25 protein-coding genes are annotated in these 22,153 nt (G+C 63.8%); 14 read left to right on the forward strand and 11 right to left on the reverse strand.

The genetic code is table 11. From position 1 onward, the window contains the following. Positions 1-79: 79 nt before the first annotated feature. On the reverse strand, positions 80-1,081 hold the full coding sequence (locus tag DTX69_RS07145) for a 4-hydroxyproline epimerase (RefSeq protein ID WP_119300844.1): 1,002 nt from the start codon (positions 1,079-1,081) through the stop codon (positions 80-82). A 190-nt stretch (positions 1,082-1,271) separates the two neighbouring features. Between DTX69_RS07145 and DTX69_RS07150 the strand changes: the two genes are divergently transcribed. Then, positions 1,272-1,592: an EthD family reductase gene (locus DTX69_RS07150; RefSeq protein WP_162916823.1), complete on the forward strand. Its 321-nt coding sequence runs from the start codon at positions 1,272-1,274 to the stop codon at positions 1,590-1,592. 108 nt (positions 1,593-1,700) lie between these two features. Here the strand turns inward: DTX69_RS07150 and mscL are convergent, their stop codons facing one another. Continuing rightward, positions 1,701-2,120 (reverse strand): large-conductance mechanosensitive channel protein MscL, encoded by a 420-nt coding sequence (gene mscL / locus DTX69_RS07155; protein ID WP_119300846.1) that lies wholly within the window; start codon positions 2,118-2,120, stop codon positions 1,701-1,703. 173 nt (positions 2,121-2,293) lie between these two features. Here mscL and DTX69_RS07160 point away from each other — a divergent pair, with 173 nt between their 5' ends. The 7 genes from DTX69_RS07160 to pseI all read left to right on the forward strand — a co-directional run bounded on the left by DTX69_RS07160 (position 2,294) and on the right by pseI (position 9,768). Further along, positions 2,294-3,127, forward strand: coding sequence for an SDR family NAD(P)-dependent oxidoreductase (locus DTX69_RS07160; RefSeq protein WP_119300847.1), 834 nt, complete (start codon positions 2,294-2,296; stop codon positions 3,125-3,127). Further along, complete coding sequence (locus DTX69_RS07165; RefSeq protein WP_162916825.1) at positions 3,124-4,779, forward strand: aldo/keto reductase; 1,656 nt, start codon at positions 3,124-3,126, stop codon at positions 4,777-4,779. The genes DTX69_RS07160 and DTX69_RS07165 overlap by 4 nt, the downstream gene beginning before the upstream one ends. Before the next feature lie 159 nt (positions 4,780-4,938). Beyond that, positions 4,939-5,949, forward strand: a complete 1,011-nt coding sequence (gene pseB / locus DTX69_RS07170; protein ID WP_407643976.1) for a UDP-N-acetylglucosamine 4,6-dehydratase (inverting) — start codon at positions 4,939-4,941, stop codon at positions 5,947-5,949. Beyond that, the gene (gene pseC, locus DTX69_RS07175; protein ID WP_119300850.1) at positions 5,946-7,112 is read left to right on the forward strand and encodes a UDP-4-amino-4,6-dideoxy-N-acetyl-beta-L-altrosamine transaminase; all 1,167 of its coding nucleotides are present in this window, start codon (positions 5,946-5,948) and stop codon (positions 7,110-7,112) included. Before pseB ends, pseC begins: the two co-directional genes overlap by 4 nt. Continuing rightward, on the forward strand, positions 7,103-8,131 hold the full coding sequence (pseG, locus tag DTX69_RS07180) for a UDP-2,4-diacetamido-2,4,6-trideoxy-beta-L-altropyranose hydrolase (protein ID WP_162916827.1): 1,029 nt from the start codon (positions 7,103-7,105) through the stop codon (positions 8,129-8,131). Before pseC ends, pseG begins: the two co-directional genes overlap by 10 nt. 7 nt (positions 8,132-8,138) lie before the next feature. Beyond that, positions 8,139-8,705 (forward strand): UDP-4-amino-4,6-dideoxy-N-acetyl-beta-L-altrosamine N-acetyltransferase, encoded by a 567-nt coding sequence (pseH, locus tag DTX69_RS07185; protein ID WP_119300851.1) that lies wholly within the window; start codon positions 8,139-8,141, stop codon positions 8,703-8,705. A gap of 10 nt (positions 8,706-8,715) precedes the next feature. After that, entirely contained in the window at positions 8,716-9,768 is a 1,053-nt protein-coding gene (gene pseI, locus DTX69_RS07190) for a pseudaminic acid synthase (protein ID WP_119300852.1), read from the forward strand. 317 nt (positions 9,769-10,085) lie between these two features. Here pseI and DTX69_RS07195 read toward each other — a convergent pair whose 3' ends face one another. Then, positions 10,086-10,271, reverse strand: a complete 186-nt coding sequence (locus DTX69_RS07195; RefSeq protein WP_119300853.1) for an entericidin A/B family lipoprotein — start codon at positions 10,269-10,271, stop codon at positions 10,086-10,088. Between the two features lie 119 nt (positions 10,272-10,390). Between DTX69_RS07195 and DTX69_RS07200 the strand changes: the two genes are divergently transcribed. From DTX69_RS07200 to xth, 3 genes are read left to right on the forward strand one after another with little or no spacing between them, the layout of a single operon-like run. Then, positions 10,391-10,786, forward strand: a complete 396-nt coding sequence (locus DTX69_RS07200; RefSeq protein ID WP_119300854.1) for a hypothetical protein — start codon at positions 10,391-10,393, stop codon at positions 10,784-10,786. A 25-nt stretch (positions 10,787-10,811) separates the two neighbouring features. Further along, positions 10,812-11,222 (forward strand): ATP dependent DNA ligase, encoded by a 411-nt coding sequence (locus DTX69_RS07205; protein ID WP_119300855.1) that lies wholly within the window; start codon positions 10,812-10,814, stop codon positions 11,220-11,222. 9 nt (positions 11,223-11,231) lie between these two features. Continuing rightward, positions 11,232-12,002 carry an exodeoxyribonuclease III gene (xth, locus tag DTX69_RS07210; RefSeq protein ID WP_119300856.1) on the forward strand — a complete coding sequence of 257 codons (771 nt, stop codon included), beginning with the start codon at positions 11,232-11,234 and terminating at the stop codon, positions 12,000-12,002. A gap of 5 nt (positions 12,003-12,007) precedes the next feature. On the opposite strand, the gene DTX69_RS07215 is transcribed toward xth, so the two are convergent. Further along, complete coding sequence (locus DTX69_RS07215) at positions 12,008-12,325, reverse strand: hypothetical protein (RefSeq protein ID WP_119300857.1); 318 nt, start codon at positions 12,323-12,325, stop codon at positions 12,008-12,010. Between the two features lie 75 nt (positions 12,326-12,400). Here DTX69_RS07215 and DTX69_RS30020 point away from each other — a divergent pair, with 75 nt between their 5' ends. After that, on the forward strand, positions 12,401-12,541 hold the full coding sequence (locus tag DTX69_RS30020; protein ID WP_162916829.1) for a hypothetical protein: 141 nt from the start codon (positions 12,401-12,403) through the stop codon (positions 12,539-12,541). A gap of 181 nt (positions 12,542-12,722) precedes the next feature. Continuing rightward, complete coding sequence (locus DTX69_RS07220) at positions 12,723-14,630, forward strand: tripartite tricarboxylate transporter permease (protein ID WP_162916831.1); 1,908 nt, start codon at positions 12,723-12,725, stop codon at positions 14,628-14,630. On the opposite strand, the gene DTX69_RS07225 is transcribed toward DTX69_RS07220, so the two are convergent. Both DTX69_RS07225 and DTX69_RS07230 read right to left on the reverse strand, forming a co-directional pair. Continuing rightward, entirely contained in the window at positions 14,586-15,644 is a 1,059-nt protein-coding gene (locus DTX69_RS07225) for a hypothetical protein (protein WP_119300859.1), read from the reverse strand. The genes DTX69_RS07220 and DTX69_RS07225 overlap by 45 nt on opposite strands. Positions 15,645-15,652: 8 nt before the next feature. Further along, positions 15,653-16,600, reverse strand: a complete 948-nt coding sequence (locus tag DTX69_RS07230; RefSeq protein WP_119300860.1) for a class I SAM-dependent methyltransferase — start codon at positions 16,598-16,600, stop codon at positions 15,653-15,655. 221 nt (positions 16,601-16,821) lie between these two features. On the opposite strand from DTX69_RS07230, the gene DTX69_RS07235 reads away from it, so the two are divergent. After that, on the forward strand, positions 16,822-17,898 hold the full coding sequence (locus DTX69_RS07235; protein ID WP_119300861.1) for a Bug family tripartite tricarboxylate transporter substrate binding protein: 1,077 nt from the start codon (positions 16,822-16,824) through the stop codon (positions 17,896-17,898). Between the two features lie 7 nt (positions 17,899-17,905). Here the strand turns inward: DTX69_RS07235 and DTX69_RS07240 are convergent, their stop codons facing one another. The 5 genes from DTX69_RS07240 to DTX69_RS07260 are packed head-to-tail and all read right to left on the reverse strand — an operon-like array spanning position 17,906 to position 22,065. Next, on the reverse strand, positions 17,906-18,199 hold the full coding sequence (locus DTX69_RS07240; protein ID WP_119300862.1) for a DUF2160 domain-containing protein: 294 nt from the start codon (positions 18,197-18,199) through the stop codon (positions 17,906-17,908). Between the two features lie 18 nt (positions 18,200-18,217). Next, positions 18,218-19,039, reverse strand: coding sequence for a carbohydrate ABC transporter permease (locus DTX69_RS07245; RefSeq protein ID WP_284735611.1), 822 nt, complete (start codon positions 19,037-19,039; stop codon positions 18,218-18,220). After that, the gene (locus tag DTX69_RS07250) at positions 19,039-19,902 is read right to left on the reverse strand and encodes a carbohydrate ABC transporter permease (protein WP_119300863.1); all 864 of its coding nucleotides are present in this window, start codon (positions 19,900-19,902) and stop codon (positions 19,039-19,041) included. Before DTX69_RS07250 ends, DTX69_RS07245 begins: the two co-directional genes overlap by 1 nt. 10 nt (positions 19,903-19,912) lie before the next feature. Further along, a complete protein-coding gene (locus DTX69_RS07255) occupies positions 19,913-20,980 on the reverse strand; it encodes an ABC transporter ATP-binding protein (RefSeq protein WP_119300864.1) in 1,068 nt (355 codons plus the stop codon). Further along, on the reverse strand, positions 20,980-22,065 hold the full coding sequence (locus DTX69_RS07260; RefSeq protein WP_119300865.1) for an ABC transporter ATP-binding protein: 1,086 nt from the start codon (positions 22,063-22,065) through the stop codon (positions 20,980-20,982). Before DTX69_RS07260 ends, DTX69_RS07255 begins: the two co-directional genes overlap by 1 nt. Positions 22,066-22,153: the final 88 nt, after the last annotated feature.

Consider the following 22,153-nt stretch of genomic DNA (forward strand, 5'->3'; position numbering starts at 1 on the left):
TGTGAACGGCGCGGCGGCCGCCTTTGCGGCGCAGATTACGGACGCCGGCGCAACGGTTCAAGCCGAATGGCGCGACGCGTCAAATGACCTGGAAACCGTGCTTATACGGGTCGCGGTCGTCGATGAAGATGGTGTTGTAGCCGGTGATGCGTGCCCAGCCCTCGACCGAGGGCACGATCGCTTCGTACTTGCCGACCTTGGCAGCTTCCTTGACCCGGCCCTTGAACAGGCTGCCGATAATGCTCTCGTGCACGAAGCTGTCGCCGACCTTGAGCTTGCCCTTGGCGGCGAGTTGCACCATCCGCGCCGACGTGCCGGTGCCGCAAGGCGAGCGGTCGATCGCCTTGTCGCCGTAGAACACGGCGTTGCGCGCGTGCGCCCCGGCCGCTTTCGGCGCGCCGGTCCATAGGATGTGGCTGAGCCCCTTGATCGTCGGGTTCTCGGGGTGCTGGAAGGTGTATTTGACGTTGAGGTTCTTGCGCAGCACCGGGCTCATCTGTACCAGCTGCCCTGCGGTGAAGTCCGCCAAGTCGCGATAGCCGTCCTGCGGCTCCACGATGGCGTAGAAATTGCCGCCATAGGCCACATCGACCTTGATCGTGCCGATGCCCGGACATTCGGCCTCGAGGCCGGTCGAATGCAGGAACCCCGGCACGTTGGTCAGGCGCACCGATTCGACGTATTCGCCCTTCTGCTCATACTCGGCAACCACCAGCCCCGCCGGCGTGTCCAGGCGCAGCAGGCCCGGCGTCTTCGGCCGCACCAGCCCCTGCTCCACTGCCACCGTCACGGTGCCGATGGTGCCGTGCCCGCACATCGGCAGGCAGCCAGAGGTCTCGATGAACAGGATGGCGATGTCGCAGTCGGGGCGCGTGGGCGGGTAGAGAATGCTGCCCGACATCATGTCGTGGCCGCGCGGCTCGAACATCAGGCCGGTGCGGATCCAGTCGAACTCCGCGAGGAAGTGCTGGCGCCGCTCGCTCATGTTGGCACCCGCGAGCTGCGGACCGCCGCCCATCACCACGCGCACGGGGTTGCCGCAGGTGTGCGCATCGATGCAACTGAAGGTGAATTTTGCCATGGTTCCTACCAGCCGCCGAGGTCTCTATGCCCGGCGGTTATCTGCCCGAATTGGATACAATATGCAATAGGCGCCGATTATTGCCTTGGTTCAAATCTACACTGCTGCGGAGCGGCCAACAGAGTCCTCCAAGTCTGCCCATAAGCGTAGAATGGGTTGCTGCCGTACAAAGGCAACTCGGGAGGATGAAATGGCGAAGATCATTTTCATCCTGCAGCGGAGGCAGGATCGGACACATGATGAATGCCTGCAGTACTGGAGCGGCCCCGTCCACACGCCAATCGTTGGAAGGCTGCCAGGGTTGACCAGGTGGGTCCAAAACCATGTGGTGGGCGGACCAGGCGAGCCGATGTGTGATGGCATTGGAGAGCTTTGGTTCGAGAGCGATGAAGCGATGACGGAGGCCCTCAAGTCTCCGGAAATGGCTGCAGCGGTGGACAATGCAAAGAACTTCCTCGATATGGATCGAACAGGCCTGCTCATCGTGCAGGAGAAGACCATCGTTGGCTAGTTGGAACGACGAGCCTCCCTGAGCGTTGGGGCTCCAACGCCCGTTTTCTTGACCCATCTTGAGATGTCGGAACCGGGCCGAACCTCAAGCCGAGGCACTGCCGGCGGCTCAGCGGCCCGCCTTCAACAGGTCGCGGATCTCCGTCAACAGCTTCTCGCTGGTGGTCGGCGCCGGCGGCGCTGCGGGTGCCGCCGCCTGCTGCTTCCGGAGCCGGTTCACTTGCTTCACCAGGATGAAGACCGCAAAGGCCACGATCACGAAATTGATGATGGCGTTCAGGAATACACCGTAGTTAATCGTGACGGCGCCGGCGTCCTTGGCGGCCTGCAACGACGGATAATCATCGCCCTTCAACACGATGAAGAAGTTTGAAAAATCGATGCCGTTCATGATGAAGCCGATCGGCGGCATGATGATGTCGTTGACCAGCGAATTCACGACCGTGGTGAAGGCCACGCCGATGATGATGCCGACGGCAAGGTCGATGACGTTGCCACGCACGGCAAATTCCCTGAATTCCTTCCACATGGCATCCCATCCCCTGAAATCGCTGCGGACCTCTAGTTTGAGTGCGTTCGCGGTCCAGTCGCAAGCGATTTGAGGGAGTTACGGCCGTCTCTTGATGGAATGGGCGGAAGTCGCCATGCTGGCGGTCGCCAATCCTCTGGACGCGTGATCGAATCGCCGGTATCGGCAACTTCATGAATTCCGCCGATCAGCCTTCATTCTCTCAAGCCCGCAAGGCGCTGTTCCGCCTCGACGGCAAGGTGTGCCTGGTGACCGGCGGGGCCGGCCATTTGGGCGCCGCGATGTCCGCGGCTCTGGCCGAAGCCGGGGGCCATGTCTGCATCATAGGCCGGACGCAAGCCACGCTTGCCAAGCTGGCACAGCAGCTGACCGGGCGCGGCCTCTCGGCGGAGGCGATCGCAAGCGACGTCACTATGGCGCAGGACATCAAATCGCTGGTCGCCAACTTGAAGAAGCGCCATGGCAAGCTCGACGTGCTGGTCAACAACGCCTACACGGGGCGCCCTGGCGTGATGGCTGACAGCAAGATCAGCGATTACGTAAATGCCGTTGAGATTGCGGTCGGAGCGGCTGCCGAGCTAGTCAATGCCGCCCACGGCCTGCTGCTCAAAGCGGTCCACACCGGCGGCGATGCCTCGGTGATCAACATCGCGTCGATGTACGGCATGGTGAGCCCGGATCCGCGGGTCTACGGCAAGTCCGGCATGAACAATCCGCCGCATTACGGCGCCGCCAAGGCTGCCCTGCTGCAATATACGCGTTACGCGGCTGTCCATCTCGCGCCGGAGGGGATCCGGGTCAATTCCATCAGCCCCGGCGCCTTCCCGCCGGAGGCGGCGCAGCAGCGCGATCCCGCCTTTGCGGCGGCCCTGACCCAGAAGGTGCCGCTCGGGCGGCTGGGCAAGCCGGAGGATCTGGCGGGCGCCGTCGTCTTCCTGGCGAGCGCCGCCGCTCGGTTCGTCACCGGCGCCAACCTGCCGGTGGATGGCGGCTGGACCGCGTGGTGAGCGCACGGCGTTCCCGCGTCGTCCTGCAGGCGCGCACCAGCTCAAACCGCCTGCCGGGCAAGGTGCTGCTGCCGCTCTGTTGCTTGCCGATTGTCGTGCTGGCAGCCAGGCGGGCCGCACGCGATGGCATTGAGACCATCATCGCCACATCCGACGACGCCAGCGACGATCGTTTGGCGCAGACGCTGAAGGCCCATGATGTCCGCCATCTACGCGGGCCGCTGGATGACGTTCTGGCACGCTTCATCGCCGCCACCGCGGACCTCGACGACGACGACATTTGCGTACGCCTCACCTCCGACAACGTATTCTCGGATGGCGACTTCATTCGCCGCTTGATGGAGGCGTCGGAACAGAGCGCAGCGGGCTATGCCGGCTTTTCCGGTGGTTCGGATGGTCTCCCCTACGGCCTTTCCGGTGAAGCCATGCGTGTCAGTCTGCTGCGGCAAGCCGACCGTACCACGCGGGACAGCCATGATCGCGAGCACGTCACGCCCTGGATCATCCGGCGGTGTGGCCGGCATGCGCCGTCCATTCCGCGCGTGGGCGAACTCGACTTGTCACATCTGCGCTGCACGATCGATACGTTGGATGATTATCGTAACGTTACCGCTGCACTCTCCGGCTTGGCGGATCCGGTTGCGGCGCCCTGGCAGGAGCTGTGCCGCCGCCTCGCGCGCTGGTCGGAGCGCGCGCAGCCCTTCGTGCCGGCACGGATTGCGGCCGGCGAATTGCAAGCGAGCTTGGTGCTCGGCGGCGCGCAGTTCGGCATGGCCTATGGCATTGCCAACCGCGCCGGTAAGCCGAGCGACGAGGAACTGCATGCGATCCTTGACTTGGCGGAACGGCACGGCGTCACGCATCTCGACACCGCCGCCGGCTATGGCGACAGCGAGCACCGGATCGGATCGGCCCTGACACCAGCGAGTCCGCTCTCCATCGTGACCAAGCTGCCGCCCAATGTGCTGGACGGCCAGCCGCCCGCCCATGAAGCGGCTCAACGCGTCCATGTAGCCGTCGATCGGTCCCTCTGGCTTCTGGAGCGCCCCCGGCTCGAGGCCGTGCTGCTGCACCGCTTCGAGCATTATCAAGGCTCGGGTGGCGCGGTCTGGCAGACGCTGCTGTCGCTGAAGGCCGAGGGCAAGATCGGCCGCATCGGCGCCTCGATCTATCGGCCGGAGGATCTGTCGGTGCTGCTCCAGGATCCGGAGGTCGGGCTGGTGCAGATCCCGTTCAACATTCTCGACCGCCGCTGGCTGGAGCCGGAGATCCAGCACGCAATCGCCGCGCGTCCGGACGTCATCCTGCATGGCCGCTCGGCGCTGCTGCAGGGCCTGCTCACCATCGAGGATGCGTACCAGTGGCCCACTGCAGACGTCGATCTGGCGGGCCGCTGCATTACCGGCATGAAGACAGCGGTGGCGGCGCTGGGGCGCGAAAGCGTGGCGGATTTGTGCTTCGCCTATGCCCGCGCACAGCCTTGGCTGGCTGGCGTCGTGGTGGGTGCCGAGACGGCCGCGCAGATGGCGGAGAACATCCGCCTGTTCCGGACGCCGGCCCTGACGTCGGACGAGGCGGCTGTGGCCGTATCGTCCCTGCCCTACCCCTTGCCGGAGGAACTGCTGAACCCCGCGCTGTGGCCGCGACGCTGAGTCGCTTCGCCGCCACGGCATGAATTGTTTCCAATCAATAGCTTAACCAGCAATGATGCGATCCGGCCGCAATCCATCGCTGGACAGATCGGCTGGGCAACATTATTGCAATGGCCGCGCCAGGGTGGCGCGGGCGACCGGACTCGGGTCGGAGATTCTTTGGCACAGCAAGACATGTTTGACGGCAAATCGGTTCTGATCACCGGCGGCACCGGGTCGTTCGGTAAGAAATTCGTGGAGACGCTGCTCAAGCGCTACAAGCCGCGGCGCGTGATCGTCTATTCGCGTGACGAGCTGAAGCAATATGAGATGGCGCAGGTCTTCAATGACAGCTGCATGCGCTATTTCATCGGCGATGTGCGCGATCTGCCACGGCTCCACCAGGCCTTGCACGGCGTCGACTACGTCGTGCATGCCGCGGCGCTCAAACATGTGCCGGTGGCGGAGTACAACCCGCTCGAGTGTTTGAAGACCAATGTCGGCGGCGCGGAGAACGTGATCCAGGCCGCGATCGACAATGAGGTTGAGAAGATCATCGCACTATCGACCGACAAGGCGGCCAATCCGATCAACCTCTATGGCGCTTCCAAGCTAGCCTCCGACAAGCTGTTCGTCGCCGCCAACAATATCGCCGGTGGTCACCGTACGCGGTTTGCGGTGGTGCGGTACGGCAATGTCGTCGGGTCGCGCGGCTCGGTCGTGCCGTTCTTCCGCAACCTGCTCGCCCAGAACGCCAAGGAGCTGCCGATTACCGACGTACGCATGACGCGGTTCTGGATTACGCTACAGCAGGGCGTCGATTTCGTGTTCGAGAACTTCAAGCGCATGCATGGCGGCGAGATCTTCGTGCCGAAGATCCCTTCCTCGCGCATCACCGACCTGGGCGAGGCGATCGCGCCCGGCCTGCCGCACAAGGTGATCGGCATCCGGCCGGGCGAGAAGCTGCACGAGGTGATGTGCCCGCGCGACGACTATCATTTGACGGTGGAGTTCCCGGCCCACTACGTGATCAAGCCGTCGATCAACATAACCTTCCAGGTCGACTACTCGGTCAGTAATCTCGGCGAAACGTCGAAGCCGGTGGTGGAAGATTTCGAGTACAGCTCGGGTACCAATCCACACTTCCTCACCGTCGCCGAAATCCGTCGGCTGCTTGAGGAGACCGTATGATCCCTTACGGCAGGCAGTGGATCGATGATGCGGACATCCAGGCCGTCGTCGATACATTGCGGTCCGACTGGCTGACACAGGGGCCGGCGGTCGGAAAGCTCGAAGCGGCCCTTGCCGATCTCTGCCATGCGCCGCACGCGGTCGCGGCGAACAGCGCGACCTCGGCCTTGCACATCGCCTGCCTCGCCATCGACGTGGGTCCGGGCGACGTGGTGTGGACGGTTCCGAACACGTTCGTGGCCTCTGCCAACTGCGCACGCCTGTGCGGCGCGGACGTCGATTTTGTCGACATCGATCCCACGACCTACAACATCAGCGTCCCGGCCCTCGAACACAAACTCCGCAAGGCCGCGATGATTGCAGGCCGCCTGCCGAAGGCCGTCATTCCGGTGCATTTCAGTGGCCGGGCCCCCGACCAGGAGGCGATCTGGACGCTCGCCAAGGATTACGGTTTCCGGGTGATCGAAGATGCCTCGCACAGCGTAGGTGCCACGCACCAGGGCGAGCCGGTCGGTTCCTGTCGCTCGTCTGATATCGCAGTCTTCAGCTTCCATCCGGTGAAGATTGTCACGACGGCGGAAGGCGGCCTTGCTACCACGCGTGACGCCGCGCTGGCGGATCGCATGGCGCGCCTGCGCACCCATGGCATCACCAAAGACCAGCAGCTCATGTCCAACAAGGACGAGGGCGGCTGGTATTACGAGCAGATCGAGCTTGGGTTGAACTACCGCCTGACCGACATGCAGGCCGCGCTGGGCTTGAGCCAGCTGCGGCGGCTCTATGAGTTCCTGCGGCGGCGACGCGAGTTGGTCGCCCGATATGAGCGGCTGCTGGCCGATGTGCCTGTGACGCGCCCGTTGATCGATGTGCTGGAGGAGAGTGCCTGGCATCTCTATGTGATCCGCATCGATCCCAAGCGGACCGGCAAGACGCGGCGCCAAGTCTATGATTCCATGCGCGCTGCCGGTATCGGCGTGCAAGTGCACTATATTCCCGTGCACCTGCAGCCCTACTACCGCGCCCTCGGCTTTAAGCCCGGCGATTGCCCGGAGGCCGAGCGCTACTACGAGGAAGCGCTGAGCCTGCCGCTCTATCCGGCCATGTCGAATGCAGAGCAGGACCAAGTGGTCGATGCCCTCAAGACGAGCCTGCGGTGCGCGTAGCCTTTCGCGTTGATGCGTCCCGAGATATCGGCACCGGTCATGTGATGCGTTGCCTGACCCTGGCCGAGGCACTCCGCCGCCACGGCCCCGCCGCCATTTTTCTATGCCGCGAACAGCCTGGGCACCTGATCGAGCTGATCCGATCACGCGGGTTCGAAACCGGGATCATCGCCGGCGCGGACGATGCTGGAGCGAGCGCACAGCATTTGTCGAGCCTTCGACCCGAATGGGTCGTCGTCGATCACTATTCCCTCGACAAACGATGGGAAGGCGCGATCCGGCCACACACCGGCAAGATATTCATCATCGATGACCTGGCTGACCGCGATCATGACTGCGACCTTCTGCTGGACCAGAATCTCTATGAGGGCGTCGAACACCGCTATGCCGCCAGGGTCCCCCGGCATTGCCGTCAACTGATCGGGCCGCCCTATGCCCTCCTGCGGCCGGAGTTCGCCGAGTTCAGGAGCCGTGTCGCCCGATCAGCCGGTCCTGTATCGCGGTGGCTCGTCAGTTTCGGCGGCGTTGACAGCACCAACGAAACGGCGCGTGTCCTCAGCATCCTTGGCGAACTCCTCCCGCCCACCTCGCCCGTCGACGTGGTGATTGGTCCAAGCAATCCGCATGGTCGGGAGATCGTCGAACTGGCATCACGTCATCCGGGCATGGTGGTCCATACCGGCACCAACAGGATGGCCGAGTTGATGTGCGCGGCGGGCGCTTTCATCGGGGCCGGCGGCTCCACGACCTGGGAGCGCTTCTGCCTCGGCCTGCCGTCGCTCGTGATCGCGGTCGCAGAGAATCAGGTTCCGACGTCGCAATATTTGAGCAAACTCGGTGCCATCGACTACATTGGCCGCGGATCGGATCTGACCGCCAATGATATCCGAGCCGCTCTGTCGAGATTTCTGTCGGACCACGAGGGGCGTTCGAAGATGGCTGAGTTGGGCATGCCGCTGGTAGATGGGCAAGGCGCCGAACGTGTCAATAAGTGCCTGCTTGAGTTTGCGAGCGCATGAGGTCGATATGAGCGTAGCACTTCGTCCAATTGCCCCCGCTGACAAAGATCAGATCCTGCGTTGGCGGAACGCACCGCATGTTGCGGAGTACATGTATACCAACCACGAGATCAGCCAGGATGAGCATGACAAGTGGTTTGCGCGCGCCCTCGTCCGCGAAGACGCGCGCTACTGGATCATTGAGCTGGATGGCAAGGGCATCGGGCTCGCCAGCGTCTATGCCATCGATGCGCACAATCAGCGCTGCTCGTGGGCGTTCTATCTGGGTGACCAGGATGCCATGGGCCGCGGCGTGGGCGCATTCGTGGAATACTGGGTGCTGCGCTACGTATTCGAGGTTCTGCAGCTCAACAAGCTGTGCTGCGAGGTCATCGAGACCAACCTGAAGATCTGGCAGATGCATCTCCGCTTCGGCTTCGTGCGCGAGGGCCTGCTGCGCAGCCACATACGCCGCGGCGATCAATTCGTGGATGTCGTGGTTCTGTCCATCCTGCGGACCGAATGGGACGTCCAGAAGCCGCTGATCGAGGCCAAGCTCAGTCGCCGCTGGCCCTTGCCGGAAACACTTGCCTGAGGAAGTCCGCATGCTTCGTGACTTGAAAATCGGATCCTTCGTGCTCGGGGCCGGCCGGCCGCCCCTCGTCATCGCGGAGATGTCGGGCAACCATAACGGCTCGCTCGACCGTGCGCTCGAGATCGTCGAGATGGCGGCAAAGGCCGGTGCGCACGCACTGAAGCTGCAGACCTACACCGCCGACACCATGACCATCGACCTCTCAGAGCGGGAGTTCTTCATTTCCGACCCCAACAGCCTGTGGAACGGCACATCGCTCTACAAGCTCTATGAGCAGGCCCACACGCCATGGGCATGGCATAGGCCGATCTTCGAACGTTGCCGGCAAATCGGCATGATCGGATTCAGCACACCGTTCGATGCGACCGCAGTCGACTTCCTCGAAGACCTCGGCGTGCCCTGCTACAAGATCGCCTCATTCGAGAACATCGACATCCCGCTGGTCCGCAAGGTCGCCTCGACCGGCAAGCCCATGATCATTTCGACGGGCCTTGCTTCGGTGGCCGAGCTCGGCGCGACGGTGCAGGCGGCACGCGAAGCCGGTGCCCAGGATCTCGTCCTGCTCAAGTGCACCAGCGCCTATCCGGCGAGCCCGGAGAACTCCAACCTCAACACGATCCCGCATATGCGCGAGCTGTTCGGCTGCCATGTGGGCCTCTCCGATCACACCATGGGGATCGGGGCAGCCGTAGCCAGCGCAGCGCTGGGCGCTGTGGCGATCGAGAAGCACGTGACGCTGCGACGCGCCGATGGCGGCGTCGATTCGGCCTTCTCGCTGGAGCCGGAAGAGCTGGCCGCACTGGTCGTGGAGACCAAGCGCGCGGTCGAGGCGATGGGCGGCGTTTCGTACGGCCCGACCGAGGTGGAGCGCAAGTCACTGGTCTACCGCCGCTCGCTCTACATCGTTGCCGACCTCAAGGCTGGTGACGTGCTGACCAAGGACAATGTGCGCGCCATCCGCCCCGGTCTTGGCCTGCCGCCCGGCGACCTGGACCGCGTGCTCGGCCGCCGCATCAACCGCGACGCCCCGCGCGGCACGCCGCTGTCGTGGGATCTACTTTAGACCACGGCCTCTGCGAAGCAGAGATTTGCCTCACAGCTCTCGATACTGCAAAGCGTCTACGGACGGGTGCGAATGTGCTACGTCCATCGCTTGCAGAAGCAATGGCTGCCCGACCACAATGCTGGGAGATCATCGCAGACCTCGCAACACATCCCCCGGGGAGCTGGTGACTTCCGTGGCGTTCCCGAAGGGCAAGAAGCGAGATCCTTCGAGGAAGTATTTGAGATCCGGCTCTGGCCATCAATCGCCCCAAAGAGCCTCTGGTAAAGCTCCAACTGCGACTGACCGATTCTCACCCATTCGCAACATCCTCTGCTCTAGTCGATTTCTCCCGCCTCTTCGCCGATCTCCTCACCGGCCTCTTCGCCGACCTCTGCACCGGCCTCGCCTACGTTCTCCACGTCTTCACCTGCTCCCTCGATCGTGTTGCAGGCCGTCAGAGGCACGGCGAGGAAGACCAAACCAGCTAACAGGAGGCTGCGGTTAATGAATGGGTCATGCATAGCTTTTGCTCCATCTTCAGGAGGCTCGATAGCGGAACATCGGAGGTGCTCCGAACGTTCCACCTGGTACGCGCTACGGCTCTGACCGTCCGCTGTTCGCGATTCCTGGAGAGGTAGCCATGACGGACCGAACCACGATCACCGGTATCAGTGGCGTTCGCCCAAAGCGCCACCAAGATGTTGTCCACATTGACTTCTCGGCAAAGCAGCGCCCGCTGCATCTCGCCCTCCACCGCGGCATCCTCGGGGCTCTGATTACTTCGCTGCTGCAGGCAGCGCGGGCGTTTCCCAGTGATTCAGATGAGTTCCTGAGCCAACCGCTGCAACTGACGGGCGTAGGCGTGGTTTCCTTCGAGGATGGCAGCTTCGGTCTCGAGCTGCTGCTGGATGAAGGGCTCCATCTCTTCGTCGCCATTCCGTCGGAAAGCATTGCGTCCCTTCGGGATTCGGTGAATGTTGTCGACGCGCTGGGTACAGCCATGACCGAAGATCTATCAGGCATGACCCAGCATTGATCGAGGTCACCTGCCCGACACGGTTATGCGCAAGCCATCGCGTGGACGAAATGAGCGGAGCGAGCAAGGCATCCGGCACGCTTTTGTAGGCGGCTGGTCGCAGCGGCGCGGCGACTTCGTCAGCCTGCTCCTCGGCGTACGGGAAGGACGACGCCGGAAGCTCACCTACATCGGCGAAGTGAAAACCAACCCCGATGGCCTCACGATGAATTTTCTGGAGCCCCGCTTGCGCGAAAGCGAGGTCGAGACCAGCCTTTTTGTGGACGAGCCACCGACGCATCGCGACCATACGCACCATTGGATCACGCCAGAGGTCGTGGCGGAGATCGAATTTGACTCCTGGAACCGCGATCGGACGATCAAGAACGCATCCTTGCGCGCGGTGGCAGAACGACCGGCGTTCCGCCGTGCGAACTGGATCGTGCCGCCAGCCTAGACGCTGTCCTTGAAAATCGCCAGCTTCAACATCAATAACATCCAGCGGCGGCTTCCCGTCCTGCTCGCTTGGCTGAAGAAAGCAAAGCCGGATGTCGTGTGTCTTCAAGAGCTGAAGACGCTGCACGGTTCCTTCCCCACAGATGCGATCAGACACGCCGGATACCTGTCGGTGCATCGGGGAGAGAAGGCCTGGAACGGCGTCGCGATCCTGGCGCACAAGAGCCAGCCGGTCCTCACCCGCCTGGCCCTGCCGGGAGATCCGGGCGATCGGCAGAGCCGCTATATCGAGGCCGCCGTCAACGGCATCCTCATTGCCTCGATCTACCTGCCCAACGGCAACCCACAGCCAGGTCCCAAGTTCGACTACAAGCTGGCCTGGTTCGAGCGGCTGATCAATCACGCCGCCTCGCTCAAGCGCAGCAAGCAGCCGATCATTCTGGCCGGTGACTACAATGTCGTCCCCACCGACCTCGATATCTATCCGAGCAAGTCATGGGACAATGACGCACTGCTGCAGCCGGAAAGCCGTGCGGCCTTCAAACGCCTGCTCAAGCAAGGCTGGACCGATTCCGTGCGCGCCCTTCATCCCGGCGAGCGCATCTACACTTTCTGGGATTACAAACGCGATCGGTGGCGGCGGAACGCCGGGCTGCGCATCGATCACATCCTGCTCAGCCCCAGCATTGCCGGCCGGCTGAAGGCCGCAGGCGTGGACAAGGACGTCAGAGGCTGGGAAGGCGCCAGTGACCATGCACCGGTCTGGACCGTTCTCGAATGACGGGATCACTGCCGATTGTGCGGGGCCGCCGCAAGGCCTCTCAGCGGCATGGGCGCGCCGTTCTTGGCCGGGGCAGGCTCCGGCTTAGAAGCACTGGCAACTGCGCGCTCCGGCGCCAAGTCGACAACCGTGGCAGCAAGGCCAACGGTCGCCATGGCGGCGATCATGCAGCCGAGCAGCACCTCACGCGGAACGCGGAGAACGATGAAGGCGCTGAGCACGATACCCCAGCAGATCAAGGCGGTACGGACATTTCCATCCACATCGCGCAAGAACGCACTCAGCAAATCCGCATCAACGAGCGATGGGCTGATTGCAACCATGCGATCGTAGCCTTCCGGCCTGTGCGTGAGGGCGTAAGAAAACAATTAGCCCGCGGTGGCGTTGCAATGAGGCGGATGCACGAGCGTAGAGGGGCCGAGCAACGCCAGTGCGCCATTTTTGTAGCCGGTTATCACGTCATTGATGCGACGCTGCGCGCCCGCAGCTTCCCGACCGGCAATGCGCTGGGCGTAACCAATACCGCCTTGTCTTTCTGACGCCAGCTGAGGGATTAGGAAAATTGTTCCTCGCGAACGCCATTTCTCCCAAATGCGGCGCGGAAATTGCGATTACACTAGGACGGCCCTAGACTTCCACGCGTGCATGGGACGGGGCCGCGTTCCGAAACGGGGGTTACAAAGCTATGCTGTATACAAACCGCGCGCCGCGAGGCGTCGCGTGAGTTTACCCGATATTCTCTCATCCGCCGTCACGGTCTTCATCGACCCCGCCTTGTTCGGCGCGATGCTCATCGGCATGACCATAGGCATGGTGTTCGGCGCCGCGCCGGGGCTCGGTGCCAAGATGGGCATCCTGCTGCTGATGCCCATGCTGTTCAGCATGGAGCCGGCCATCGGCCTTGTCCTCATCCTGTCGATGCACGCGGTCATCCACACCGGCGGATCCATCCCCAGCATCCTGTTCGGCGTGCCCGGCGGCGCCGCCGAGGCGGCGACCGTGCTGGACGGATTCCCCCTTGCGAAGAGCGGTAGGGCCGCGGAAGCGCTCGGCGCAAGCATGGCCGCGTCGGGCATCGGTGGGATCGGCGGCGCTATCGCCTATTTCCTGCTGCTTCCGGTCTTCACCGCCATCGGCCGACAGTTAGGCGCGCCCGAATATCTGCTGCTGGCCTTGATCGGACTCTCCGCCGTTTCAACGCTCAGCCACGGCTCGCCGTTCAAGGGGCTGGCGATGGCGGCGTTGGGCCTGCTCGCCGGCACGATGGGGATGGATCATGCGACCGGCACGCCGCGCTTCGTGTTCGGGCAGCTCGCCCTATGGGACGGGCTCGATATCCTGATCCTGGTCGCCGGCCTGTTCGCCATTCCGGAACTGCTCGATCTGGCACGTCACAAGACCTCGCGCCTGAATGCGCGCGACGCTGCCACCGGCTGCACCTATGGCGGGCTGTTCCGCGGCATGGCGGAGACTTGGCGCCACCGGTGGCTCACCCTGCGCACCACGTTCATCGGCATCGTGATCGGCATGACGCCCGGCCTCGGCGCGGAGATCGCGAGCTGGCTGGGCTATGGACATGCCGTGCAATTCGCCAAGGACAAATCGCGTTTCGGCCACGGCGCGATTGAAGGCGTGATCGCGCCGGAGACCGCGAACAACTCGAAGGAAGGCGGCGCCTTCCTGCCGACGGTTGCGTTCGGCCTGCCCAGCACGGCGACCATGGCCCTGATCATGGCCGCGTTCGCCATCCTGGGCATCCCGATGGGTCCGATGTTGACGGACAACCATCCCGACCTGGTGGTGCTGATCGGCTGGACCATCCTGTGGTCGAACCTGATCGCCGTGCTGTTTTTCATTGCTGTCCTGCCCGTGGTGGGCCGGCTCGCCTATCTGCGGATCGACATCCTCGCACCCATCATCATGGCAGTGGTGATAACCGGCACGCTGATCGAGCAGACCGGCTGGTGGCCGATCGGGACCTTGTTCGCGATCTCGCTCCTGGGCTGCGCGCTCGCCACTCTGGATTGGCCGCGCGCGCCCTTTCTGCTGGGCTTCATCATGGGGCAGCTCGCGGAGATCAACCTGGTCAAGACCATCACACTCTACGATTGGGGCGCGCTCGCACGCTGGCCAAGCCTGGTGCTGATCGCCGCTCTGGCCGTCATTCTGCTCGCGGCATTCAAGTGGCGATCCTCGGCCGCCCGTGGCAACCTTTCGACCGGCGAGGGCGTATTGGCGGGCATTCTCTGCCTGGTGTTCGCCGCGGCGGCCGCGATCTCCCTCGGCTACCCGCTCGAGGCGCGCGCCATGCCATTGCTTGCCGGAGTCGCCGGCGCGCTCCTCACTGCCACACTGGTTCTGAAGTGCGTGACTGCCGCGATCAAGACCAAGGCCGATCGTGGAGTGCGCCCAGTGCCATGGCGGGCCATATCGATCCTCGCGCTCTATATGGGACTGATCCCGTTCGGGGGCATGCTGGCCGCGGGCGGCCTTTACGCCGGCCTGCATGCGTATGTCGAGCAGCGCTCGACACCGGTACGAGCGATCCTGGTGGGCGGCACAGTCGCAGTCGTGCTGTGGCTGCTATTCGGTCTTTGGCTGCGGCTTCCGTTGTTCGACCGGCTGTGATGACAGTTCCGCGGCCTGCCAGCGGCACCATGTGACCATGTCCTTGAGCCGCCGCGTCCACGGCCGGTTGCGCAAGCGATGAAGTTTCGGCTTCGGCGTGCGGAAGCGGACTAGGCCGTGCTCGTGCTCACCCGCGTTCATGGCGTCGAAGCCGGCGACGACTCCCTCGATCACGATCCTGCGCCGGATCATGGTGCGGTCCTGGGTGATCCGCGCGCGCGGGAAGCTGGGATTGGTGTTGATCTCGAACACCTCCATCCGGCCGTCGACCAGCCCGTAGTCCATGCGCCCGAAATCGATCTGGGCCAGCCGGAAGATCTCGCGGACTCTATCCGCGTGCGGATTGCTCGTGACGTACCCCTCCTCTTCCTCCGAAAGCTCGGCCGCCGCGTCGGCCATGTCGCGCTTCACGACCCAGGACTCGGAGATCATCAGGTGTTGCGGCACGACAAGGCCGCGCAGGCAGAAGGCGCCGTATTTCCGGTGCATGCCATCCGGCCCGGTGGCCCGGACATATTGCACGGCCACCCGGCCCGTGAGGCCCTTGCCGGAGGCCAGCAGGGAAGCAACCGCGGCGCGGTATTCCGCCTCGTTGTGCAGCAAGGGACTCTCCGCGCCCAGCGCGTCCTGCTCGCGGCGGATGAAGACCGGGTAGGCCGTCGGCATGCGGCCCTCGTCCAGGCGCCAGACATTGAAGCTGTTGATGCCGGCTTCATACAGGCGGCGCAGCAGCCCATAGCGGTTGAGCACGCGATTGGGCGGGTTGGAAATCAGCACTCCGGGCGCGGCGCGCACGACACTCTTCACGATTTCGCTCGCGGCATCGATCTCGTAACCGCTCAGCCGGTCGATGTCAGTGAAGACATAGTTGCCGATCGGCGCGCGTTTCAGTGCGAACAGCGTCTCGTACGACAGGCGCTGCATGGCGGGGCGCGGCAGCCACGAATTCTTGAACGACCCGAGCAGCCGGTCGATCGTATAGGCGTGCTGCTCGCGTGTGACGTAGTAGAGCATTGGCGCTGCTACGGCCGGCTGAACTCGAACCACATGCGCACGCGGTCCGACCGAGCCTGGGAGAGGAACGATGGAGTACTCGCGCCGGGCAGCACTTCCGCGATCGGCAGCGCGAGGTCGGTCTCGAGGCCCGCTTCGGCGGCCCATGCCTCGACCATCTCCTTCGGCATTGCCGGTTGGTCCTGGTGGAACCGCAGGCCGAACTTGCGGATGAGGTCGGCGAACTCGGCCTCCGAACACGGTAGCCTTGTCCCCTGTTCCGCCAGGCGTCCAAGTGCATCGGCGATCAGGCGCTCGAGCCGCTCTTTCCGCGCCGCTGGGTCATAGGGCGTGTCGATCGATGACACCCGGTCGGAGAAGCAGAGTCGGCCGCCCGGCCGCAGCCAATCGGCCCACTTCCGGAACAGAAGCGGCCGGTCGGCGAACGGCTGCCAGGTGAGGAACGAATGGGTGCAGACGAGGTCGTATTGATGCTCCGGCGCGAAGGACAAAGCCGTCGATTTGAATGTCCCGACGATCAGCCCACGCTCCGCCGCATACCATTCGTTCATGCGGAGCGCAGTCTCGCACTGGTCAACCACGTCGATGACCAGCCGCGACTCCCCGCGACCCGCGCCGTGCGCGACGTGGGCCAGCATCGAGTAGTCCGCCGCGCCGCTGATCAAGCCGCGATTGAGACGCCCCTCGCGCGCAAGCTGCTCGGCGGCCGCCACGAACAGCGCGCCGTCGTTGCGGATCGACTGCCAAGCGCCGGAATGGCGGAGATACTGCCAGACAGAATGATAGGCTCGGCAGTCTCCGCCCTGACCGTCGTCGCACAGCCGCTGTGCCGTCTCGAACGCGATCGGCGCGCTCACCCCGACCGGCTCCGCGATCTCGTCGATCAGGCGCTGCTTCTCCATCAGCGGCGCCAAGAACACTGACAGCCGGCTGGGACTCTCGGCATAACCGTGCATTATTTCGGCCCCCGAACGTGATTGCTGGAGTATAGCGGAAGCCGCCTCGCAATCGAGGGGATTCGGGCTCCAATCTCGCAACTTCACACACACGGGCTTGAAATGGCGCGTCGGTGTGGAGGATGATGGTGGCTGCGCGGGTACCCGATTTGGGTCCTAAGCCGCGCCAGCGCTCCGGGGGGAACATGCGCGAGTCCAGGAAAATTCGACAGTGCAGCGGCATGTCCAGCGTCCGACGAACGCGGCGCCACTTCCTGGCGGGCAGTGCCGCCTTCATCGGCATCGGCGGATTTGCGCGCGGCGTGCGCGCAGACCGGACCTTTCCCCACCTTGTTGACCGGACCGTGACGATGATGATCGGCGCGGAGGTCGGCGGCGGGTTCGACCTGTGCGGGCGCACCCTGGCGCGGCACATGGAGACGCTGGTGCCCGGCCTCCGCTTCGAGATCAAGAACGTGACCCAGGCGAGCGGCATGCTGGGTGCGAAGATCCTGCAGACGGGCCCCACGGACGGCAGCATGATCCTCACCTGCTCGCCGGCGCTGATCTCCGGCCAGTTGCTGGGCGTGGAGGGCGTGGCCTTCGACCTGCGCCAATGGAGCTGGCTGGGCAAGCTCACGTCCGAGACCTATCTGCTGGTGAAGGGACCCGGTGCCGACTTTGCCAATCTGGAGGAACTGCGAGCGAAACAAGCGCCATCCTCGATGTCGGTGCGTTCGACCAGCGGCGCGATCTACTACCAGGCCCTGTGGACCAACGCCGTCCTGGGCACGCGCATCAAGCCGGTACCGGGCTACAAGTCCGTGGAACGGGAAATGGCAGTGCTCCACGGCGAGGTCATGCTGACAGTCGACACCTACCCGGCTGGCCAGCAACTGCTTGAGACGCCTGGGGTCGACGTGATCCTGCGCATGGACAGCGGTCCGGTTCCTGAGCGATTCCGATCACGGCCGCTGTTCGCCGACCTGGTCGCCGACCGCCCCGCCTATGCGCCGATCGTGGCGCTCAACGAGGCAACCGCGCGCGCCTCGCGCTGGTTCGCGGCCCCGCCGGGCACGGACCCGGCGATCCTTGCCGATTGGCAGGCGCTGTTCGAGGAGACGATTGCGCTTTCCGCGTTCGAGGCTGATCTCAACAGGCTGGATTTTACGCTTGATCCTATGACGGGAACCGAACTGGCCGGGCTGGTCGATGGGGCGCTTGCCGACATGGAGCGCACGCGTGCGTTTCTGAAATCCACCCTGGACTGCGGCAAGGCGCTGGCCGACGGCGAGGACGCCGCCTGCCATCAGAGCTGACGCGCCGCTACACCCAGCGGAACACGACGAACGCGTAGACCAGCGAGATCCCGAGCGGCGCCCAGAGCGGCGTGCCGAACAGGCCCAGCCACGCCAGGAAGATGAAGGCGCTGCCCAGCAGGGAAATGAAGAGGCGATCGCCGCGCGTGGTGTCGAGGCCGAGGATGCCGTGCCGCGGCGCGCCACCGGGTGAGTAGACCTCCCACACCGACATTGCGATCAGGCACAGCGCGATGAAAGCGAAGAAGGCGGCGGTCGGCCAGGTCCAGGCCATCCAGGCGATGATCGATGTGCCTTCCATCTTGTGTTCTCCGCAGGATTAGACGCGCCCGAGGGCGAAGCCCTTGGCGATGTAGTTGCGCACGAAATAGATCACGAACGCCCCCGGCACGATGGTGAGCGTGCCGGCCGCCGCCAGCAGCCCGAGCTCGTAGCCCGAAGTGCTGGCGGTTCGCGTCATGGTGGCCACAATGGGCTTCGCCGCCACCGAGGTCAGCGTCTTGGCCAGCAGCAGCTCCACCCACGAGAACATGAAGCAGAAGAAGCAGGCGACGCCGATGCCGGCCGCAATGGTCGGGATGAATATCTTCAGGAAGAAGCGCCAGAAGGGATAGCCATCAACATAGGCGGTCTCGTCCAACTCCTTCGGCACGCCCGACATGAAGCCCTCGAGAATCCACACGGCCAGCGGCACGTTGAACAAGGTGTGCGCGAGCGCCACGGCCCACGGCGTGTCGAACAGCCCGACCGCTGAATAGAGCTGCAGGAACGGCAGCGCGAACACGGCCGGCGGCGCCATGCGGTTAGTCAGCAGCCAGAAGAACAGATGCTTGTCGCCGAGGAACCGGTAGCGCGAGAAGGCATAGGCGGCCGGCAAAGCTACGACCACCGACAGAATCGTGTTGGCAATCACGAAGGTGAGCGAATTGATGTAGCCGGAATACCAAGTCGAATCCGTGAAGATCTTCACGTAGTTCGCCAGAGTGAAGTTGACCGGCCAGGGCGTGAAGCCGCCCAGGATCTCGTTCGTCGTCTTGAACGACATCGTGACCAGCCAGTAGATCGGCAGCATCAGGAAGATGATGTAGATCGCCGGAATGAGCGCGCGCTTGCGTATGAATGTGCGTCGTTCGGGGTGCATCACCGTGCCTCGTTCCGCGTCATGACCGTGTAGAACAGCCAGCTCAGCAGCAGGATTATCAGGAAGTAGATCAGCGACATGGCCGCCGCCGGGCCGAGATCGAATTGCCCGAGCGCCATCTTCACCAGATCGATCGAGAGGAACGTGGTCGAGTTCCCCGGCCCGCCGCCGGTCAGCACCACGACCTCGGTATAGATCATGAAGGAATCCATGAAGCGCAGCAGGATCGCGATGGTCAGCACGCGCTTCAGCTTCGGCAGCTGGATGTAGCGGAACACCGACCAGGCGCTCGCGCCGTCGATCTTCGCTGCCTGGTAATAGTCGTTGGGGATGGAGACCAGGCCCGCATAGCACAGGAGCACGACCAGCGAGGTCCAGTGCCATACATCCATCAGGACGACGGTGAACCACGCGGTCAGCGGCTGGCGCGTGTAGTTGAAGTCGAACCCGAGGCTGCGCAGGCCCTTGCCCATCAGGCCGATCTCGGGCAGCGCGAAGATGTTCCACATCGCGCCGACCACGTTCCAGGGGATGAGCAGCGGCAGAGCCATGGTGACCAGGCAGACCGACACCCACGGTCCCTTGCGCGGCATGGCGAGCGCGACGATGAGGCCGAGCGGCACCTCGATGAGCAGGATGATGGCGGTGAACAGGATCTGGCGCAGCAAGGCGTCATGGAAGCGGCTCGAATGCAGGACCTGCTCGAACCAATCCACGCCGGCCCAGAAGAACACGTTGTCGCCGAAGGTCTCCTGGACGGAGAAGTTGACCACCGTCATCAGCGGAATGATGGCGTTGAACGCCACCAAGGCCACCACGGGCGCAACCAGGAACCAGGCCTTTTGATTGAGTTGTTTGTACATCGCCTGTCTCTCAGTTCACCAGCCAGCCGTCGCGATAGACGTGGGTATGCTTGGGATCGAACCGGACATACGCATGCCCGCTGGGCATCGGCTGGCCTTCCGGCACCAGCAGCCTGATGCGGTGTTCGCGGTGGCGCGTCTCGACGATGCGGAAACGGCCGACATCGGCGGCCTTCACGATCTCCACCGGGATGCCGATGGAATCGAACCGCGTGAACTCCGGCCGTACGCCGAGCTCGAGCTTGCCGTTGCCCGAGGAGGCCTGCACCGTGCCCAGGGTCTCAACCGGCTGGCCCATGAAGTCGACCCGCCCGCCATCGAGGCTGCACGGCAGCACATTCATGCCGGGCGAGCCGATGAAGTGGCCGACGAAGGTGTGAGCCGGCCGCTCGAACAGATCGACCGGCGTGCCGACCTGCACCACTTCGCCGTTGTTCATGACCACGACCTGGTCCGCGAAGGTCAGCGCTTCGGTCTGGTCGTGCGTCACATAGATCATCGTGCGCCTGATGCGATGATGCAGCTCCTTGAGCTTCGAGCGCAGCACCCACTTGAGATGCGGGTCGATCACCGTCAGCGGCTCGTCGAACATGATGACATTGACGTCCGAACGCACCAGGCCGCGACCAAGCGAGATCTTCTGCTTGCCGTCGGCAGTCAGGCCGGACGCGCGCTTTTTCAGCATGTGGCCGAGATCCAGCATCGCCCCGACCTCGCGCACCCGCTTGTCGATCTCGGCGGCCGGAACGCCGCGGTTGCGCAGCGGGAACGCGAGATTGTCGTACACCGTCATCGTGTCGTAGATGACCGGGAACTGGAACACCTGTGCGATGTTGCGCTGCTCCGGTGTTGCTCCCGTCACGTCGGCATCGTCGAACAGAATGCGCCCCACCGTCGGCCGCAGCAGGCCGGAGATCAAATTCAAGAGCGTGGTCTTGCCGCAGCCAGACGGACCGAGCAGCGCATAGGCGCCTCCGTCCTCGAGCTCCTGCGTCATCTCCTTCAGCGCCCAGTCCTCCGCGCCCTGCGGGTTCGGCATGTAGCTATGGCGCAGCCGGTCGAGGGTGATCTTCGCCATTAGACGCGTCCCCCAGAAACACCGCCGACCAGCCGTCCGTCCTGGCCGAAGAGGAACGAGCGATCGACATCCACATAGAGCTTTGCTGTCCGCCCGACCTCGTACGGATGTATGCCGTGCGATTGCGAGATCCAGGTGCGGCCGCCGCGATCGAAATGCAGCACGCTTTCGGAGCCGCTGAGCTCCGTCACCAGCACGCGGCCATCGACATTCACCGCCGAGCCGTTCTGCGGAAACGGCGTGATGTGGTGCGCGCGGATCGCAAGCGTGTAGGGCCCGTCCGGCGCGTTCGCCATCGCTGGCGGCGTCGGCCAGCTCGTGCCGTCGTCAAGTTGGATGCGCCCATTCGCCTTGGTGACCGGTGCCGTGTTGATCGGCGGGTCGGAGAACACCTGCGCGCTGAGCAGGTCTGCGGGTTGCCGGTAGATCTCCGCCGTCGGGCCGAACTGCGTCACGCGCCCCTCGTGCAGGGTCGCGGTGTTGCCGCCGAACAGCAAAGCCTCTGCCGGCTCGGTGGTGGCATAGGCCACGATGCAGTGGCGGTCGTGGAACAGACGCGGCAGCTCGTCGCGCAACTCCTCGCGCAGCTTGTAGTCCAGGTTTGCCAGCGGCTCGTCGAGCAGGATGATATCGGAATCCTTGACTAAAGCGCGCGCGATCGCCGTGCGCTGCTGCTGGCCACCCGACAGCTCGGCCGGCTTGCGCTGGAGCATCGGCGTCAGGCGCAGCAATTCCGCGACCTTGCCCACGCGCTCCTTGATCTTGACACCGTCCATACCGATCACGCGCAGCGGCGAGGCGATGTTCTCGTAGACGGTCAGATGCGGATAGTTGATGAACTGCTGATAGACCATCGAGACGTTGCGCTTCTGCACGGCAACGCCGGTGACGTTCCGGTCGCGGAACCGGATTTCGCCGCTGCTCGGCTTGTCGAGCCCGGCCATCAATTGCATCAGGGTCGTCTTGCCGGCGAGCGTGGTGCCGAGCAGGACGTTGAAGGTCCCCTCTTCCAGCGTCAGGTTGGTCTCGTGGATATGCACGCTCCCACCGACGCTCTTCGTCACCTGCCGTAGTTCCAGGGTCATACCAGCTGCATATTTGTTATTTGAGTTCTTGCTCCCTGCCGGCAGTCCCCGAGGGCCGCAGCCCCCGGGGCGCCGTTCAGGACACTAG

Origin of the sequence: Dongia deserti (assembly GCF_003574735.1) — a bacterium.
Lineage (GTDB): Bacteria > Pseudomonadota > Alphaproteobacteria > Dongiales > Dongiaceae > Dongia_A > Dongia_A deserti.